A 16,261-nucleotide genomic window follows, 5' to 3' on the forward strand; every position below is an offset into this window, starting at 1 on the left:
CACTGGACGGCCCGCGCAACGAAATCAGATATCCAGCAGCAAACGAGCCGGGTCTTCCAGCAGGTTCTTGATGGTAACCAGGAAGGTCACAGCTTCTTTGCCATCGATCAGACGGTGATCGTAGGACAGAGCCAGGTACATCATCGGACGGATAACGACTTGACCGTTGATCGCCATAGGACGCTGCAGAATGTTGTGCATGCCCAGGATGGCCGCTTGTGGCGGGTTGACGATCGGGGTCGACATCATCGAACCGAAGGTACCACCGTTAGTGATGGTGAACGTACCGCCGGTCATCTCGTCCATCGACAGTTTGCCGTCACGAGCCTTCTTGCCGAAGGTGGCGATGCCGCCTTCGATTTCAGCCAGGCTCATCAGTTCGGCGTTACGCAGAACCGGTACAACCAGACCGCGGTCGCTGGAAACAGCCACACCAACGTCGGCGTAGCCGTGGTAAACGATGTCGGCACCGTCGATCGAGGCGTTGACAGCCGGGTAGCGTTTCAGCGCTTCGGTGGCCGCTTTCACGAAGAACGACATGAAGCCCAGGCGCACGCCGTTGTGGGACTTCTCGAACAGGTCCTTGTACTTCGAACGCAGCGCCATGACTTCAGTCATGTCGACTTCGTTGAACGTGGTCAGCATCGCCATGTTCGACTGAGCTTCAACCAGACGCTCGGCAACCTTGGCACGCAGACGGGTCATTGGAACGCGTTTTTCAACGCGGTCACCGGCGGCGAACACTGGCGCAGCGGCGGCAGGCGCAGCAGCCTTGGCAGGCGCGGCAGCCGGAGCGGCTTTCTTGGCGGCAACAGCGGCTACTACGTCTTCCTTGGTTACACGACCGCCTTTGCCAGTACCGGCAACGGAAGCGATGTTGATGCCGTTTTCTTCAGCCAGCTTGCGAGCAGCCGGTGCAGCAACAGGATCGTCTTCGCCTTCAGCCGCTGGAGCAGCAGCCTGTGCAGCAGCCGGAGCAGCGGCAGCGGCTGGAGCGGCAGCAGCGCCGCCCGCTTCGATGGAGCCCAGGACTTCGTCGGACAGAACGGTTTCGCCTTCGTTCTTGACGATAGCGCCCAGCACGCCGTCAGCGGTGGCCAACACTTCCAGTACGACTTTGTCGGTTTCGATGTCGACGATCAGATCATCGCGCTTGACGGCGTCGCCCGGCTTCTTGTGCCAGGTGGCAACGGTGCCATCGGCAACCGATTCCGGGAAAGTGGGGGCTTTGATTTCGATAGCCATTATCTGTGGGTCCTTAAATTCGGTTTCAGGTGCGCGAAGGCGTTAAACAGTAAAGGCGTCTTGCAGCAGCTTTTCTTGCTGCTCAGCGTGCATCGATGCGTAACCACAAGCAGGTGCAGCAGAGGCATCACGGCCCGCGTACTCGAGTACGAGAGACTTGTTGTGATTACCAACGATGCGGCGCATGTGGTGTTGGCTGCAGTACCAGGCACCCTGGTTCATCGGCTCTTCCTGACACCAAACGATATGTTTGAGGTTGGTATACGGAGCCAGGACTTCGTTCAAGTCGTCCTCAGGGAATGGGTACAGCTGCTCGATACGCACGACGGCGATGTCATCACGACCTTCGGCACGGCGTTTTTCCAGCAGGTCGTAGTAGACCTTGCCGCTACACAAAACAATGCGCTCGACCTTTTTCGGGTCTTGAACATCGATTTCCGGGATAACGGTCTGGAACGAACCTTCGGCCAGATCTTCCAGCGTCGACACGGCCAGTTTGTGGCGCAGCAGCGACTTCGGCGTCAGGACTATCAATGGCTTGCGCAGCGGGCGAATCACTTGACGACGCAGCAAGTGGTAGATCTGAGCCGGCGTGGTCGGTACCGCTACCTGAATGTTGTGCTCGGCGCACAGTTGCAGGTAACGCTCCAGACGAGCCGAAGAGTGCTCCGGACCCTGACCTTCATAACCGTGCGGCAGCAACATGGTCAGACCGCAGAGACGGCCCCACTTGTGCTCGCCACTGGTAATGAACTGGTCGATAACCACCTGGGCACCGTTGGCGAAGTCGCCGAACTGGGCTTCCCAGATAACCAGCGCCTCAGGCGTGGTGGTCGAGTAACCGTATTCGAACGCCAGTACGGCCTCTTCAGACAGGAACGAATCGTACAGGTCGAAGCGTGGCTGACCTTTGTACAGATTCTGCAGCGGAATGTAGCTGCCCGGGTCTTTCTGGTTGTGCAAGACAGCGTGACGGTGCGAGAACGTACCCCGGCCGATGTCCTGACCGGTCATGCGAATCGGGTGACCTTCGAACGCCAGGGTTGCGTACGCCATGGTTTCGGCGTAACCCCAGTTGATCGGCAGGCCGCCGACTTGCATCTTCTGACGGTCTTCGTAGATTTTCGAGACCTGGCGCTGAACCACGAAGCCTTCCGGAATTTCCAGCAGCTTGGCAGACAGTTCCTGCAGGGTTTTCAAATCGAAGCGAGTGTCGTGACGCGCGGTCCAGGCATGGCCCAGATACGGACGCCAGTCCACGAACAACTCTTTGTTCGGCTCTTTGACCAGGCTTTTTACAACATGCAGACCGTTGTCCAGCGCGTTGCGGTATTCGTCGACTTTCGCCTGAACATGCTCAACGTCCAGTACACCGCCCTGGGTCAGACGATCGGCATACAGCTCACGCGTGGTGCGCTGCTTGGCGATTTGCTGATACATCAGAGGCTGGGTACCGCTTGGCTCGTCGGCTTCGTTGTGGCCGCGACGACGGTAGCAGACCAGGTCGATCACCACGTCGCGCTTGTACTGCATGCGGTAGTCGATGGCCAACTGGGTCACGAACAATACGGCTTCCGGGTCATCACCATTCACATGGAGGATCGGCGCCTGGATCATTTTCGCAACGTCAGTCGCGTACTCGGTGGAACGCGAGTCCAGCGGGTTGCTGATGGTGAAACCGACCTGGTTGTTGATCACGATGTGCACGGTGCCGCCGGTCTTGAAACCGCGGGTCTGCGACATCTGGAAGGTTTCCATCACCACGCCTTGACCGGCGAATGCCGCGTCACCGTGGATGGAAATCGGCAGAACCTTCTCACCGGTAGGGTCGTTGCGACGATCCTGACGGGCGCGAACCGACCCCTCGACCACTGGAGATACAATTTCCAGGTGGGACGGGTTGAACGCCATGGCCAGGTGAACTTCACCACCGGTGGTCATGACGTTGGACGAGAAGCCCTGGTGATACTTAACGTCACCGGACCCCAGCTCGACCTTCTTCTTGCCTTCGAACTCGTCGAACAGCTCGCGCGGGTTCTTGCCGAAGGTGTTGACCAGCACGTTCAGACGGCCACGGTGGGCCATGCCGATGACGATTTCCTTGGTGCCGTAGGAACCGGAACGCTGGATCAGCTCATCGAGCATCGGAATCAGACTTTCGCCGCCTTCCAGACCGAAACGCTTGGTACCCGGGTATTTGGTGCCCAGGTATTTTTCCAGGCCTTCGCCGGCCGTGACGCGCTCGAGCAGATGACTCTTGATGTCGGCGGAGTACGTCGGACGGCCACGCACGCTTTCCAGACGCTGCTGGAACCACTGGCGCTGCTCGGAATCGGTGATATGCGTGAATTCAGCGCCGATGGTGCGGCAATATGTCTGCTGCAACGCTTCGTGAATTTCGCGTAGGCTCGCTTCCTCTTTGCCGATGAACAGGTCGCCGGCACGGAAGGTCGTATCAAGATCGGCATTGGTCAAGCCGTAATGATTGATCGACAGGTCTGCAGGTGCAGGACGCTGCCACAGCCCCAGCGGGTCAAGCTGGGCTGCCTGGTGGCCACGCATACGGTAGGCCTGGATCAATCGCAGCACTTCAACTTGCTTCTTCTCGTGCTCACTGCTCACGCTGCCGGCGGAAACCGGTTGGGCGCGGCGCTGGTTCTTTGCCAGCAAGACGAAATGATCGCGAATTGTCGAGTGCGAAACATCGGTGGCAGTGTTGCCGTCAGCTGGCAACTTCTGAAAGTAGGTGCGCCACTCTTCTGGCACAGCGTTAGGGTCGTGCAGGTAGAGCTCATAGAGCTCTTCCACATAGGCAGCGTTACTACCGGATAGGTAGGCGCTGTTCCACATGCGCTGCATCACGCTTTCTTGCATGCTTGGTCACCCTCGGTTAGGGGAACACCACCGGCGTCGACACCGAGCACGCTTGCAGAAGTCCGAATGCAGCGACTAAAACAAGCCACTAGGATCACGCTGATAGTCCGGGTACCAGCCCGGATGCCCCTGCTTGTCTCATTTCTTCAAAATAAGAGCCGCAGCCTTATAAGCTGCTGCTCAGGTTAAAACTACGGCGCCGGTTGAAGCCTGCGCCGTAGCATCTACGGGTACAGCGGTAGTGCATTTACAACAGCCGGGTATAGCAGCTGAATCACACGCCGCTTTGCAGCAACATGTTACGTACGTGACCGATGGCCTTAGTGGGGTTCAGGCCTTTCGGGCAGACGTTGACGCAGTTCATGATCCCGCGGCAGCGGAATACGCTGAACGGGTCATCCAGCGAAGCCAGACGCTCGGCAGTCTTGGTGTCGCGGCTGTCTGCCAGGAAGCGATACGCTTGCAGCAGAGCAGCTGGACCCAGGAACTTGTCCGGGTTCCACCAGAAGGATGGGCAAGAGGTCGAGCAGCAAGCGCACAGGATGCACTCGTACAGACCGTCGAGCTTTTCACGTTCTTCAGGGGTCTGCAGACGTTCGATGGCCGGAGCCGGCGTGTCGTTCTGCAGGTATGGCTTAACCTTCTCGTATTGCTTGTAGAAGATGCTCATATCGACGACCAGGTCACGGATAACCGGCAAACCTGGCAGAGGACGAACGATCAGCTTGTTACCTTTTACGACAGCGGACAGCGGCGTGACGCACGCCAGAGCGTTTTTGCCGTTGATGTTCATGCCGTCGGAACCGCAAACACCTTCACGGCAAGAGCGACGATAGGAGAACCCTTCGTCCTGCTCTTTGATCAGGGCCAGCACGTCCAGCACCATCAGGTCTTTACCACCGGTATCGACCGAAAATTCCTGCATGAACGGCGCAGCGTCCTGATCAGGGTTGTAGCGATAAACACTGACTTGCAACATGGCGGCCACCCTTAATAAGTCCGAATCTTAGGTTCAAAAGTCGGAACAGTCTTCGGCGAGAAGTTCACAGCACGCTTGGTTACGCGCTTGTCACCCGGGAAGTACAGGGTGTGGCACAGCCAGTTTTCGTCGTCGCGATCTTCGTAGTCTTCACGGGCGTGAGCGCCGCGGGACTCTTTGCGGATCTCTGCGGCGATGGCGGTAGCTTCAGCCACTTCCAGCAGGTTCTGCAGTTCCAGAGCTTCGATACGAGCGGTGTTGAACGCCTGGCTCTTGTCGTTGATCTTGACGTTGGCGATACGGCCACGCAGATCAGCCAGCTGGGCAATACCCTTCTGCATGTATTCGCCGGTACGGAATACACCGAAGTAGTTCTGCATGCAGCTTTGCAGCTCTTTACGCAGGGTGGCGACGTCTTCGCCCTCGGTACGCGAGTTCAGGCCATCGAGACGCGCCAGGGCAGCGTCGATGTCGGACTGGCGAGCGCGAGTGTAATCGACGCCTTCTTTCAGGGTCTGTTCCAGGAACAGGCCGGCAGCACGACCGAATACCACCAGGTCGAGCAACGAGTTACCGCCCAGACGGTTGGCACCGTGAACCGATACGCAGGCCACTTCGCCTACTGCGAACAGACCCGGGATGATCTGGTCAACGCCGTCGGCGTCCTGAGTGATCGCCTGACCGTGAATGTTGGTCGGCACGCCGCCCATCATATAGTGGCAGGTTGGAACGACCGGAATCGGCGACACGGCTGGATCGACGTGGGCGAAGGTCTTGGACAGTTCCATGATGCCTGGCAGACGGCTGTGCAGAACTTCTTCACCGAGGTGATCGAGTTTCAGCATTACGTGGTCGCCATCCGGACCGCAACCGTTGCCGGCGATGATTTCTTTAACCATCGAGCGAGCAACCACGTCACGACCAGCCAAGTCTTTGGCATTCGGAGCATAACGCTCCATGAAACGCTCGCCGTGCTTGTTGATCAAGTAACCGCCTTCACCGCGGCAACCTTCAGTCACCAGTACACCAGCGCCGGCGATGCCGGTTGGGTGGAACTGCCACATTTCAATGTCTTGTACCGGCACACCAGCACGCAGAGCCATGCCGACGCCGTCACCGGTGTTGATCAGGGCATTGGTGGTGGACGAGTAGATACGACCTGCACCGCCGGTCGCCAATACGGTGGCGTTAGCGCGGACGTAGGAGGTTTCGCCAGTTTCGATGCAGATGACGATCATGCCGACAAAAGCACCGTCTTCGTTCTTCACCAGGTCGACACCGTAGTATTCGTTGAGGAATACGGTGCCGGCCTTGAGGTTGGCCTGGTACAGGGTGTGCAACAACGCGTGACCGGTACGGTCGGCAGCGGCGCACGTACGGGCAGCCTGGCCACCTTTACCGAAGTCTTTCGACTGACCGCCGAACGGACGCTGATAGATGCGGCCTTGTTCGGTACGGGAGAACGGCAAGCCCATGTGCTCGAGCTCGAAGACCGCTTCCGGGCCTACGGAACACATGTATTCGATAGCGTCCTGGTCACCGATATAGTCGGAACCCTTGACGGTATCGTACATGTGCCAGCGCCAGTCATCGTTCGGATCTGCCGAGGCGATGGCGCAGGTGATGCCACCCTGGGCGGATACAGTGTGCGAACGAGTCGGGAAAACCTTGGTAACCACGGCAGTCTTGTGACCACCTTGTGCCAGCTGCAGCGCAGCGCGCATGCCAGCACCGCCGCCGCCAATGATGATGGCGTCGAACGAAAGCGTGTTAACTGTATTAGACATGAATCAGATACCCCAAAGAATCTGCACACCCCAGACGAAGTAGGCGAACATCGCAACGCCGCATACTGCCTGGAAGAGGAAACGTATTGCAGTCGCAGACTTGCCGAACGCCATTGGCGTCAGGTAGTCGGTCGCGATGGTCCACATGCCGACCCAGGCGTGAGCGCCGAGGGCAACGAGGGCCAGGAGACTGAAAATACGCATCCAGTTGCTTGCGAACAGTTCATGCCATTGGGCGTAGCCGATGCCAGGGTTGGCGACGACGTATCCGATCAGGAAAATGAAGTAAGCCGCGAGAACGACCGCAGACACACGTTGTGCCATCCAGTCATAGAGGCCCGAACGCGACAGGTTCGTGACGTTAGTTACCATATCCAAACTCCTGCCAGAACGATTACCACCACGGAAACGGCGATAACGATTTTCGAGCCCAGTTTGCCGCCTTCAAGCGACTCGCCAATGCCCATGTCCATCATCAAGTGGCGCACACCGGCAACCAGGTGATACAGCAGAGCGGACAGGATGCCCCATGTCACTAGCTTGGCTAGCGGACTGGTCAGACACGCTTTCACCTGACTGAAGCCTTCTTCCGAGTCGAGCGACTTGTCCAATGCATAAAGCATGATGGCCAGGCTGACAAAGAGGATGATTCCGGAGATTCGGTGAAGAATGGACGTGTAAGCAGTGACTGGGAGTTTGATGGTCCTTAGGTCTAGGTTTACAGGTCGTTGGCTATTCACGGCTTTTTCACACTGAAGAGCCCCTAACAATCAGGGCAAAGTTGTTGGGGAGTGCACTGGTCAGGTACCCACCACCCAGGGAGTGCGACCCCCAGTAAAGCAGGCCCAAAAGCCCCTGGCGGTCGGAGGCCGAGTATAGACAGTTAGGCTACTAATGACAACGCGTTCACCTTCCCCTAATAGCGCATTGCACAAGTTGGATAAAAGGCGTAAATGGCAGTCAATTTCGAGGAAAAAGTCCGGTTAAAGCCTTCTGGAGCAAGACTTTAGGCAAATTGACATTCGAATTTATCTCACTATAGTGGTGCGGGCCCTGCGTGGGGGGTCTGTCTGATGATTTCAAGCATAAATAGGAGGCCACATGGCTGACAAAAAAGCGCAGTTGATCATCGAGGGCGCAGCCCCCGTCGAGCTGCCCATTTTAACCGGCACCGTTGGTCCCGATGTAATTGATGTTCGGGGCCTGACGGCCACGGGCCGCTTCACCTTTGACCCGGGTTTCATGTCGACCGCTGCCTGCGAGTCGAAGATCACCTATATCGACGGTGACAACGGGATCCTGCTGCACCGCGGCTACCCGATCGAACAGCTGGCTGAAAAATCGGACTACCTGGAAACCTGCTATCTGCTGCTCAACGGCGAACTGCCGACCGCAGAACAGAAGGCCCAGTTCGTCAGCACCGTGAAGAACCACACCATGGTTCACGAGCAGCTGAAAACCTTCTTCAACGGTTTCCGTCGCGACGCCCACCCGATGGCCGTCATGTGCGGTGTAGTCGGCGCCCTCTCGGCCTTCTACCACGACTCCCTGGACATCAATAACCCGCAGCATCGCGAAATCTCCGCGATCCGTCTGGTTGCCAAGATGCCGACGCTGGCAGCGATGGTTTACAAGTACTCCATGGGCCAGCCCATGATGTACCCGCGCAACGACCTGACGTACGCGGAAAACTTCCTGCACATGATGTTCAACACCCCGTGCGAGATCAAACCGATCAGTCCGGTACTCGCCAAGGCCATGGACAAGATCTTCATCCTCCATGCCGACCACGAGCAGAACGCATCGACCTCCACCGTACGCCTGGCCGGCTCTTCGGGTGCCAACCCGTTCGCTTGTATCGCCGCCGGCATCGCTGCACTGTGGGGCCCTGCCCACGGCGGCGCGAACGAAGCTGTTCTGACCATGCTCGATGAAATTGGCGATGTGTCGAACATCGACAAGTACATCGCCAAGGCCAAGGACAAGAACGATCCGTTCAAACTGATGGGCTTCGGTCACCGGGTTTACAAAAACCGCGACCCACGCGCCACAGTCATGAAGCAGACCTGCGACGAAGTACTGAAAGAACTGGGCATCACCAACGATCCGCAACTCGAACTGGCCATGCGCCTGGAAGAGATCGCCCTGACCGACCCGTACTTCATCGAACGCTCGCTGTACCCGAACGTCGACTTCTACTCGGGGATCATCCTCAAGGCGATCGGCATTCCAACCAGCATGTTCACCGTGATCTTCGCCCTGGCGCGGACTGTCGGCTGGATTTCCCACTGGAAAGAAATGCTCTCCAGCCCGTACAAGATTGGCCGTCCGCGCCAGCTGTACACCGGCTACGAGTCGCGTGACATCACCAAGCTGGAAGACCGCAAATAAGACCTGTCTTGCGATAACGTCTTAGCCTGCACCGGAAACGGCTTCTATTTATATAGAGGCCGTTTTTGTTTGTGCTGTGTCGGTTATATGGGACTGGGGACATATCCGTTTCTGCGGTAACGGATATGTACACAATCAAACCGCCCAACAAAAAAATGCCCCGATCTCTCGACCGGGGCATTTCTGTTTAACGCAGCTTACATAAGCAAACCTGAAACCTTAATGAGAAACCGCCCCACTCGCCCCCAACCCCGTCTGCGAACGAACAAACTGAGGGAAGAACAGCGCCCGCTCATTGTCAGCCGCAGTCGACTTGTCAGTGATCGAGAAGAACCAGATCCCGATAAACGCAATGGCCATGGAGAACAGCGCCGGGTACTCATACGGGAAGATAGCCTTCTCGTGATGCAGGATCTGTACCCAGATGGTTGGCCCAAGGACCATCAAACCAACGGCGCTGATCAGACCCAACCAGCCACCGATCATCGCTCCGCGGGTGGTCAGATTCTTCCAGTACATGGAAAGCAACAGCACCGGGAAGTTACAGCTCGCCGCGATGGAGAACGCCAGGCCCACCATGAACGCGATGTTCTGGCTTTCGAACAGAATGCCCAGACCGATCGCCAGCACCCCCAGAAAGATGGTGGTGATTTTCGAGACGCGGATCTCGTCCTTGTCGTTGGCCTTGCCCTTCTTGATCACGCTGGCGTAAAGGTCATGAGACACCGCCGTAGCACCGGCCAGCGTCAAACCAGCCACCACAGCCAGAATGGTTGCGAACGCGACTGCCGAGATGAAGCCCAGGAAGATACTGCCACCGACCGCATCAGCCAGGTGCACCGCCGCCATGTTGTTGCCGCCCAACAACGCGCCAGCAGCATCTTTAAAGGCAGGGTTGGTGCTGACCAGCAGGATCGCGCCGAAGCCGATGATGAACGTCAGGATGTAGAAATAGCCAATGAAGCCGGTTGCATACAGCACGCTCTTACGAGCTTCTTTTGCGTCACTCACGGTGAAGAAGCGCATCAGAATGTGCGGCAGGCCAGCGGTACCGAACATCAGTGCCAGGCCAAGGGAGAACGCGGAGATCGGGTCTTTCACCAGACCGCCGGGGCTCATGATCGCCTCACCTTTAGGGTGAACCTTGATCGCCTCGGAAAACAGCGCATTGAAGTCGAAGTTGACGTGCTTCATCACCATCAGCGCCATGAACGAGGCACCAGACAGCAGCAACACTGCCTTGATGATCTGCACCCAAGTGGTCGCCAGCATGCCGCCGAACAGCACGTACAAGCACATCAGGACACCGACCAGGATGACTGCAATGTGATAGTCAAGACCGAACAGCAGCTGAATCAGCTTGCCGGCACCGACCATTTGCGCGATCAGGTAGAACGCCACCACCACCAGCGAACCGCAAGCGGACAGCGTGCGGATCTGGGTTTGCCCGAGACGATAGGACGCCACGTCGGCAAAGGTGTATTTACCCAGGTTACGCAGGCGCTCGGCGATCAGGAACAGAATGATCGGCCAGCCCACCAGGAAGCCGATCGAGTAGATCAGGCCGTCGTAGCCGGAGGTGAACACCAGGGCGGAAATACCCAGGAAGGACGCCGCGGACATATAGTCGCCGGCAATTGCCAAACCGTTCTGGAAGCCGGTGATCTTGCCACCCGCCGCATAGTAGTCAGCCGCCGAATTGTTGCGCTTGGAGGCCCAGTAGGTGATGCACAGGGTCAACCCGACGAACGCCACGAACATCAGAATCGCAGAGACGTTAAGCGGTTGTTTGTTGACTTCGCCAGTCAGAGCTTCAGCGGCCCAGGCGCCTGGCGCGAAAGCTGCGATGCTCAATAGAGCCATTAGACGCCGGATCATTGCTGAGCCTCCTTGAGAATCGCATTGTTCAGGTCGTCGAATTCGCCATTGGCGCGTCGCACGTAGATTGCAGTCAGGATAAAGGCCGAGAGAATCAGCCCGACACCAATGGGTATCCCCCAGGTAATCGAAGACTCAGGGCTGATTCTCGCGCCCAGAATATGCGGCCCGTAAGCAATCAACAGGATGAATCCGGAGTAAAGCCCAAGCATGATCGCCGAAAGAATCCAGGCGAACCTTTCTCGCTTACTAACCAGCTCCTTGAAGCGCGGGCTGTTTTGAATCGAGAGGTAAATGCTGTCGTTCATTGTTTTTATCCTCGCAGCACAGATGAAGTTGTAACGTCATCCACTCTATGCGGCTACAGAACTGGTTCCAGACGACCTTAGTATTAGAACGACATGACGGTTTTGCCATTTTTCAGCAATTAATAATTAGCCTGCTTTGCACCCGTCTTCTCTCTACAAGAATGCGGGAATGCAAAAAGGCCGCTTGGCAGTGATACCAAGCGGCCCTGGAAGGTGCTGACTAGAAGCGTCAGCTCAAATCATTTGATCCAGTCTGCAACGCGTTCCGGGTGTTTGGCCACCCAATCCTTCGCTGCGGCTTCAGGTTTGGCACCATCCTGAATGGCCAACATGACTTCGCCGATCTCGTCTTTCGACGCCCACTGGAAGCTCTTCAGGAACTTGGCAACTTCCGGAGCCTTGGTGGCCAGTTCTTTGCTGCCGATGTTGTTCACGGTTTCAGCCGCGCCAAAAACGCCCTTCGGGTCATCCAGGAAGCGCAGTTTCCACTTGGCGAACATCCAGTGCGGCACCCAACCGGTGACGGCAATGGATTCGTTTTTCTTCTCGGCACGGGTCAGCTCGGCGATCATCCCGGCACCGGAACTGGCCTTGAGTTGATAGCCGGTCAGATCGTAGTCCTTGATCGCCTGCTCGGACTTAAGCATCACGCCTGAACCGGCGTCGATGCCGACGATGCGTTTTTTGAAGCTGTCGTCGGTTTTAAGATCATCAATGGATTTGGCTTTGACGTACTCCGGCACGATCAAGCCGATTTTCGCGTCTTTGAAGTTCGGACCGTAATCGACGACCTGATCCTTGTTCTTGGTCCAGTAATCACCGTGAGTCACAGGCAGCCACGCAGACATCATGGCGTCGAGTTTCCCGGTGGCCACACCCTGCCACATGATGCCGGTGGCGACGGCTTGCAACTTCACGTCATAACCCAGCTTCTGCTTGATCACCTCGGCCGCCACATGAGTGGTGGCAACGCTGTCGGACCAACCGTCAACGTAGCCGATGCTCAGGGTTTTGCTCTCGGCATTGGCGAATGTGGAGCCAATCGCAAGCACCAGAGCGGCACTCACGCCTAAAAGTCGTCGCATCTTCATCGTTACTTCCCCGAAAGTGCTGCGCTCGACGGATGCCGAGTCGCGTCAACGTATTGTTATGGTGCACAGCGCCCCCATCACGCCCACCGCAAACTCGTCCGAACATCAGCGCGATTTATCTATGAGAGCACTGATGCGTCGATCATCAACCTCACGCCAAAGGCGACCTTCTCTGCCAGCGACCTCAAGGCATCGAGAAACGACATCAGAACGCCATTAATCTAGACCACCGGACGTCCGCCGGCCAATCCGCTTGAACTTTGCATGTCAAAATTATGCAAGCCACCAAGCACCCGGCAAATGAAGGTAACATGCGCGGCTTTGCTCCCAGACGGCCTGACCATGCCCGCGACATCACGCTTTCCTTTTTTTGCTTATCTATTTGCCTGCCTGTTGGGGCTTTTTGCCCTCGGTGGCTTCTGGTACGGCCTCGGTAAACCGGTGATGCTGCCGGATGTGGCCAGCGCGACGCACAAGCTGCAATGCGCCTCCTACACCCCTTTCGACAAGGATCAATCGCCGTTCGATCAGCCGTTCAAGCTGCGCCCCGAGCGCATGGACGCCGACCTCGCGCTGCTGGCGACGCGCTTCGAATGCATCCGCACCTACTCAATGACCGGCCTTGAGGCCCTGCCCGACTTGGCGCGCAAGCACGGGCTGAAGCTGATGATTGGCGCCTGGGTCAACAGCAATCCGGTAGACACCGCCAAGGAAGTCGACCTGCTGATCGCCTCAGCCAATGCGAACGCGGACGTGGTGACGTCAGTGATCGTCGGCAACGAAACCCTGTTGCGCAAGGAAGTCACTGGCGCGCAGTTGGCCAAGCTTATTCATAAAGTCAAAAGTCAGGTCAAACAGCCTGTCACTTACGCCGACGTCTGGGAGTTCTGGCTCAAGCACCCGGAAATCGCCCCGGCAGTGGACTTCCTGACCATCCATTTGCTGCCGTACTGGGAAGACGATCCTTCGAATATCGACGCCGCGCTGCAACATGTAGCTGAGGTGCGTCAGGTGTTCGGTAACAAATTCGCGCCCAAGGACGTGATGATTGGCGAAACCGGTTGGCCGAGCGAAGGCCGTCAGCGCGAAACCGCCCTGCCGAGCCGAGTCAATGAAGCCAAGTTCATTCGCTCTTTTGTCATCATGGCCGAGCAGCAAGGCTGGCATTACAACCTGATCGAAGCTTTTGACCAGCCGTGGAAACGCGCCAGCGAAGGTGCGGTCGGTGGTTACTGGGGGCTGTTCGACGCCGATCGTCAGGACAAGGGCGTGCTGGCAGGTCCGGTGTCGAACGTGCCGTACTGGTCGCAGTGGCTGGTGGTGGGCGGCTTGATCTTCCTCGGCACACTGATCCTCGGCGGACGTGTTCGCAGCACTCGCGCAGCGCTGGTCCTGCCGCTGCTGGGTGCGCTGGCGGCTTGCTCGATTGGTGCCTGGGGCGATCTGGCGCGTGTCACCACCCGTTTTGCCAGTGAATGGTTGTGGGTGGCGCTGCTGACGGGTTTGAATCTGTTGGTGCTGGCCCATGCCGCGCTGACCCTGAGCGCTCGCACCGGTTGGCGTGAACGTGCATTCAATGCGCTGGAACGTCGGGCTGGCTGGTGGGTGGCAGCGGCGGGGTTTGCCGCTGCGGTGATGATGCTGGAACTGGTGTTCGACCCGCGCTATCGCAGCTTTCCGAGTGTCGCCTTCCTATTGCCGGCCCTGGTTTATCTGTGCCGCCCGGTAAGCGTGCCGCGTCGTGAGATAGCCCTGCTGACCTTCATCATTGGCGCTGGCATTGCGCCGCAGCTGTATCAAGAAGGGTTGCAGAACCAGCAGGCCTGGGGTTGGGCGCTGGTGAGTGTGTTGATGGTTGCAGCATTGTGGCGCAGTTTGCGGGTTCGCAAGGGCTGATCTTCGGGGGCCCTACCGGCCTCTTCGCGAGCTTGCTCGCTAGCGTTACCTGACTAGCGAGCAGGAGCGGCTGCGTATCTGGAATTCGCCTCCACAGGCCTACAACGTATTGAAAAGCCTGCTTAGTAGACGTGCACAACTAATCAAAGTGCGTGTGAGTATCACGCTGAGCTGGTCCGGCGAACCGCTTCTGAAAGATGCATTGGCCCTGCAACGGGCAAAGCGAGCGCGGTGGCTACTTACACCATCATCTATCAGTAACTGCGCTCAGGGCATGGTCAGCGTAACCAAGTACATCCCCGACCGAACCGGCGACCCGGCGTCATCTGCCAATTGGTAATGCTGATAGCGGCTCCGCTGGCCACTATCGGCCAACTGCCTAACATTTACGGCAGGGCGAGCGGTTGTACTGATGCTGGCGACCGGTTCAATACGGCGCGCATTGATGGCTGGCGCGCGGCCAGGGGATGGGCAGTCCGTCAGCTCAAATCCTGTATTCTCACTAAAACGGGACATGCAGCTGGGTTCGACAATACTGCCTCGAAACTCAATGACGCCCTGAGTCGCTGGCGTTGCCGCCAGGCACACACCACTCAAAGCAAAGTAAAGACTGATACCGAATGACATAGGTTTATAGATCATGCCTTACGCTCCTTGGTTGTAAGGTTTAGATCGTCAATAAATGTCGAAACTTTAGGTTTCATGCTTACGCTGCTGAAGTCCTACGAACAAGCTGATCAGGCCATACTGCGCAAAGTCAGCCAAAGGCGGGCATCACCGAAAACATCAGGCGATGCAAAGCCATTGAGGGGATCGGCGAGCTTACGGCAGTTGGCCTGGCAACCGCTTTCATGCGTGGTCACTTCGCCAGCGGCGATGCATTCATTGCCTTTTTGGGGATGGACCTGAGAGCAAAGGATTCAGGGAAGAAGAACGGTCCCCGCCACCTGTCCAAAAAAGGCGATGCGGAGTTACGGCGTCTGGCACACAACGCGGCAATGGCAGCTTGTCGGTCTCCCGCCTGGAAACCGTACTATGAGTCCTATCTGGCCAGAGGCTTGGCTAAAACCCAGGCCCTGGTCATCCTCGCCCGCAAACTTTGCCGGGTGGCATTCGTTCTCATGAAAAACCAGAGCGAATACCAGCCGAATTTAAGACCGCAGGGTTCCCCTGCAACATAGAATCTCCCACATTATTTAACCGCGTTCTCATGCTAGATGCGGTCGGATGTGGGAGCGAGCTTGCTCACGAATACTGACTGTCAAACGCCGCGGGAAGCCCGAACCAGACGCAAACCGGCAATCACCACCGAAAACACCGCCAAAGTCGTGTTGTACAACGCCAATGCCGGAAACCCGAACACCAGCGCCAGCACCGCCAGCCACCACCCTGCCCGACCCGGTAGCACAAAACCGATCACGGCAGCAGCCAACGCCGCCCAACCCAACACCTTGAAGTGAATCATCAACCCCAGGCTCGAACGTATCTGGCATTCCCAGCGACTCGCTTCTTCCACGCAGATGCCGACCCATTGAGCATCCTCCATAAAGCCATAACGCGCGCCATAACTGGCGGCCAGCCATAACGGCAGGAGAACGAGCAGCAGAATCACAGGCAGACGGCGGGACATGAAGCACTCCAATTAACGAAAACGGCGGCCAGCTTAATCTCCCGCCAGCGGTAAGCAAACGCGCGCAACAGATAATTGGTCACGAAATAGCTGCAAAGTGTATCGTCCAGCTACTATTACTCCGAAACTAGGCCTGATTGGTGCCGATCCATGGCACTTTGGCGCAAACCCCGTGGTCATAG

At 57.3% G+C, this 16,261-nt stretch carries 13 protein-coding genes and 1 pseudogene; 3 read left to right on the forward strand and 11 right to left on the reverse strand.

What is annotated here, in order from left to right:
* Positions 1 to 24: 24 nt before the first annotated feature.
* The 6 genes from odhB to sdhC form a co-directional block, all read right to left on the reverse strand.
* Positions 25 to 1,245: a 2-oxoglutarate dehydrogenase complex dihydrolipoyllysine-residue succinyltransferase gene (gene odhB, locus ACYZTU_RS20565; protein WP_461965091.1), complete on the reverse strand. Its 1,221-nt coding sequence runs from the start codon at positions 1,243 to 1,245 to the stop codon at positions 25 to 27.
* A gap of 42 nt (positions 1,246 to 1,287) precedes the next feature.
* Positions 1,288 to 4,119 carry a 2-oxoglutarate dehydrogenase E1 component gene (locus ACYZTU_RS20570; protein WP_461965093.1) on the reverse strand — a complete coding sequence of 944 codons (2,832 nt, stop codon included), beginning with the start codon at positions 4,117 to 4,119 and terminating at the stop codon, positions 1,288 to 1,290.
* Positions 4,120 to 4,393: 274 nt separating this feature from the next.
* Positions 4,394 to 5,098: a succinate dehydrogenase iron-sulfur subunit gene (locus ACYZTU_RS20575; RefSeq protein WP_046048041.1), complete on the reverse strand. Its 705-nt coding sequence runs from the start codon at positions 5,096 to 5,098 to the stop codon at positions 4,394 to 4,396.
* 11 nt (positions 5,099 to 5,109) lie between these two features.
* Positions 5,110 to 6,885 carry a succinate dehydrogenase flavoprotein subunit gene (gene sdhA, locus ACYZTU_RS20580; RefSeq protein WP_282377551.1) on the reverse strand — a complete coding sequence of 592 codons (1,776 nt, stop codon included), beginning with the start codon at positions 6,883 to 6,885 and terminating at the stop codon, positions 5,110 to 5,112.
* A gap of 3 nt (positions 6,886 to 6,888) precedes the next feature.
* Complete coding sequence (gene sdhD / locus ACYZTU_RS20585) at positions 6,889 to 7,257, reverse strand: succinate dehydrogenase, hydrophobic membrane anchor protein (RefSeq protein ID WP_007945134.1); 369 nt, start codon at positions 7,255 to 7,257, stop codon at positions 6,889 to 6,891.
* A complete protein-coding gene (sdhC, locus tag ACYZTU_RS20590; RefSeq protein WP_461965095.1) occupies positions 7,251 to 7,625 on the reverse strand; it encodes a succinate dehydrogenase, cytochrome b556 subunit in 375 nt (124 codons plus the stop codon). The genes sdhD and sdhC overlap by 7 nt, the downstream gene beginning before the upstream one ends.
* 361 nt (positions 7,626 to 7,986) lie before the next feature.
* Between sdhC and gltA the strand changes: the two genes are divergently transcribed.
* Complete coding sequence (gene gltA / locus ACYZTU_RS20595) at positions 7,987 to 9,276, forward strand: citrate synthase (RefSeq protein ID WP_282377548.1); 1,290 nt, start codon at positions 7,987 to 7,989, stop codon at positions 9,274 to 9,276.
* A 219-nt stretch (positions 9,277 to 9,495) separates the two neighbouring features.
* On the opposite strand, the gene ACYZTU_RS20600 is transcribed toward gltA, so the two are convergent.
* From ACYZTU_RS20600 to ACYZTU_RS20610, 3 genes are all read right to left on the reverse strand, one after another.
* Positions 9,496 to 11,154, reverse strand: a complete 1,659-nt coding sequence (locus tag ACYZTU_RS20600; RefSeq protein WP_461965096.1) for a cation acetate symporter — start codon at positions 11,152 to 11,154, stop codon at positions 9,496 to 9,498.
* Entirely contained in the window at positions 11,151 to 11,462 is a 312-nt protein-coding gene (locus tag ACYZTU_RS20605) for a DUF485 domain-containing protein (RefSeq protein ID WP_461965098.1), read from the reverse strand. Before ACYZTU_RS20605 ends, ACYZTU_RS20600 begins: the two co-directional genes overlap by 4 nt.
* A gap of 239 nt (positions 11,463 to 11,701) precedes the next feature.
* On the reverse strand, positions 11,702 to 12,553 hold the full coding sequence (locus ACYZTU_RS20610) for a glycine betaine ABC transporter substrate-binding protein (RefSeq protein ID WP_461965100.1): 852 nt from the start codon (positions 12,551 to 12,553) through the stop codon (positions 11,702 to 11,704).
* A 300-nt stretch (positions 12,554 to 12,853) separates the two neighbouring features.
* Between ACYZTU_RS20610 and ACYZTU_RS20615 the strand changes: the two genes are divergently transcribed.
* Positions 12,854 to 14,449 carry a glycoside hydrolase family 17 protein gene (locus ACYZTU_RS20615; protein ID WP_461965102.1) on the forward strand — a complete coding sequence of 532 codons (1,596 nt, stop codon included), beginning with the start codon at positions 12,854 to 12,856 and terminating at the stop codon, positions 14,447 to 14,449.
* 267 nt (positions 14,450 to 14,716) lie between these two features.
* Here the strand turns inward: ACYZTU_RS20615 and ACYZTU_RS20620 are convergent, their stop codons facing one another.
* Positions 14,717 to 15,091, reverse strand: coding sequence for a type 1 fimbrial protein (locus ACYZTU_RS20620; protein ID WP_461965104.1), 375 nt, complete (start codon positions 15,089 to 15,091; stop codon positions 14,717 to 14,719).
* Positions 15,092 to 15,178: 87 nt separating this feature from the next.
* On the opposite strand from ACYZTU_RS20620, the pseudogene ACYZTU_RS20625 reads away from it, so the two are divergent.
* Positions 15,179 to 15,630, forward strand: a pseudogene (locus tag ACYZTU_RS20625) (transposase); the annotation flags it as partial.
* An 80-nt stretch (positions 15,631 to 15,710) separates the two neighbouring features.
* Here ACYZTU_RS20625 and ACYZTU_RS20630 read toward each other — a convergent pair.
* Positions 15,711 to 16,079, reverse strand: coding sequence for a hypothetical protein (locus tag ACYZTU_RS20630; RefSeq protein WP_461965106.1), 369 nt, complete (start codon positions 16,077 to 16,079; stop codon positions 15,711 to 15,713).
* Between the last annotated feature and the right edge of the window lie 182 nt (positions 16,080 to 16,261).

It is taken from the genome of Pseudomonas sp. HLT2-19-2 (genome assembly GCF_054898005.1).

Bases quoted from the DNA above. Each gene is read 5' to 3' on its own strand.
- odhB (WP_461965091.1), bottom strand. From the start codon at position 1,245: ATGGCTATCGAAATCAAAGCCCCCACTTTCCCGGAATCGGTTGCCGAT.
- ACYZTU_RS20570 (WP_461965093.1), bottom strand. From the start codon at position 4,119: ATGCAAGAAAGCGTGATGCAGCGCATGTGGAACAGCGCCTACCTATCC.
- ACYZTU_RS20575 (WP_046048041.1), bottom strand. From the start codon at position 5,098: ATGTTGCAAGTCAGTGTTTATCGCTACAACCCTGATCAGGACGCTGCG.
- sdhA (WP_282377551.1), bottom strand. From the start codon at position 6,885: ATGTCTAATACAGTTAACACGCTTTCGTTCGACGCCATCATCATTGGC.
- sdhD (WP_007945134.1), bottom strand. From the start codon at position 7,257: ATGGTAACTAACGTCACGAACCTGTCGCGTTCGGGCCTCTATGACTGG.
- gltA (WP_282377548.1), top strand. From the start codon at position 7,987: ATGGCTGACAAAAAAGCGCAGTTGATCATCGAGGGCGCAGCCCCCGTC.
- ACYZTU_RS20600 (WP_461965096.1), bottom strand. From the start codon at position 11,154: ATGATCCGGCGTCTAATGGCTCTATTGAGCATCGCAGCTTTCGCGCCA.
- ACYZTU_RS20605 (WP_461965098.1), bottom strand. From the start codon at position 11,462: ATGAACGACAGCATTTACCTCTCGATTCAAAACAGCCCGCGCTTCAAG.
- ACYZTU_RS20610 (WP_461965100.1), bottom strand. From the start codon at position 12,553: ATGAAGATGCGACGACTTTTAGGCGTGAGTGCCGCTCTGGTGCTTGCG.
- ACYZTU_RS20615 (WP_461965102.1), top strand. From the start codon at position 12,854: ATGAAGGTAACATGCGCGGCTTTGCTCCCAGACGGCCTGACCATGCCC.
- ACYZTU_RS20620 (WP_461965104.1), bottom strand. From the start codon at position 15,091: ATGATCTATAAACCTATGTCATTCGGTATCAGTCTTTACTTTGCTTTG.
- ACYZTU_RS20630 (WP_461965106.1), bottom strand. From the start codon at position 16,079: ATGTCCCGCCGTCTGCCTGTGATTCTGCTGCTCGTTCTCCTGCCGTTA.